General features: G+C 64.6%; 1 protein-coding gene. It reads right to left on the minus strand.

Annotation, left to right across the window (positions count from 1 at the left end; all coding sequences use genetic code 11):
* Positions 1-22: 22 nt before the first annotated feature.
* Complete coding sequence (locus BRW65_RS30790; RefSeq protein ID WP_007172600.1) at positions 23-1,231, minus strand: IS110 family transposase; 1,209 nt, start codon at positions 1,229-1,231, stop codon at positions 23-25.
* Between the last annotated feature and the right edge of the window lie 240 nt (positions 1,232-1,471).

Here is a 1,471-nt window from a genome sequence, read left to right on the forward strand (position 1 = left end):
GAAAGGACTCTCAATGACGATGTCAAGCCGCCGACTGAGTGATCGGGGGTGAGTCGGGTTGCCAGGTGCGGTTGTCGCGGATGAGTGCGTAGAGGACGTTGGTGCGGCGTCGGGCCAGGCAGATGGTGGCTGGGATGGGTCGTTTGCCTTGGTTTCGTTTGCGTTGGTAGTAGGCGCGGGAGGCCGGGTCGCAGCGGATGGCGGTCAGTGCGGACATGTACATCACCCGGCGCAGCCGGCGGCTGTAGCGCTTGGGGGTGTGCAGTCGTCCGGTGCGTTTTCCCGAATCTCGAGATACCGGTGCGAGCCCGGCCCAGGCGGCGAGCTGGTCGGCCGAGCCGATCAGTTCGGGATCGCCGACGGCGGCCAGGAATTCAGCACCGAGCCGAAATCCCATGCCTGGGATGCTGGTGATCACTTCGGCCAGTGGATGGCGGCGAAATCGGTCCTCGATGTCGGCATCGGTGGTCTTGATGCGGTCATCGAGGGCAATCACCCCCTGCGCCAGATCAGCGATCAGTCCGGCGGCCACTTGTTCGCCGGGCAGTCGGACCGTTTGAGTTTTGGCGGCCGCCACCGCAGCCGCCGCAATGGCCGCGGCATTACGCACTCCGGCGTCGGCCAGGATCCGGGTCAGCCGCGAAATACCGGTCTGGCGGATGGCTTTGGGGCGCTGGTAGCGCGCCAGCAGCACTACCCAGCCCCGGTCAGCGCTGAGCTGGGCGGCCCGCTCCAGCGCCGGACACACCGCAACGAGTTGTTGGCGCAGTCGGTTGATCGTGCGGGTGCGGTCAGCGACCAGGTCGGCGCGATGAGCGGTGAGCAGCCGCAGTTCGGTGATCAGATCGTCGTCGGGATGCAGCAGTGGCAAGTCATCGCCGCGCATCCGCGACTGATCAGCGATCACCCGGGCGTCTTTGGCGTCGGTCTTGGCTTCACCACCTCGATAGACCGCCGAGGCTTGCCAGACCGCACGGCCCGCCAGGTAGCGCACCGACTTGCCGGCATCAGCCAACACGGTCAACAACAGGGCGGCATACACCGTGGTCAGGTCCACCGTCCAGGCAACCTGATCAGCCAACGAGTCAATCTCGCCGATCAGCGCACGGATCGGTTGCTCCTCGTTGCCGAGTCTGCGCGACAACACCACCGTGCCGCTGTTGTCGACCACGCACACCCAGTGATGTTCCTTGCCGACATCAACCCCAGCCCACAACTGGCCCGCTGCCATCGATCTCCTATCCGCTTGTCTGCCAACACGATCCCCACGGACAACCCCGCCAGCATTTCCTTAAACAAGCGATCACGTCGCAGATCTCAATCAGCGGCCCGAGGAAGTCCAGGAAGGCCGGGCGGCCAGTCCTTTCAAGCCGCACCACCAGGCCGGCAACCGACATGCCGCCTCACCCGACCCACCCGGGTCACAGCACAACGTAACAACACGAAGTAACTGCACCTACGAACTTAAGGA

The organism is Mycobacterium paraffinicum (genome assembly GCF_001907675.1).
Classification (GTDB): Bacteria; Actinomycetota; Actinomycetes; order Mycobacteriales; family Mycobacteriaceae; genus Mycobacterium; species Mycobacterium paraffinicum_A.

Coding starts and splice junctions, on each gene's coding strand:
- BRW65_RS30790 (WP_007172600.1), bottom strand. CDS start 1,231: ATGGCAGCGGGCCAGTTGTGGGCTGGGGTTGATGTCGGCAAGGAACAT.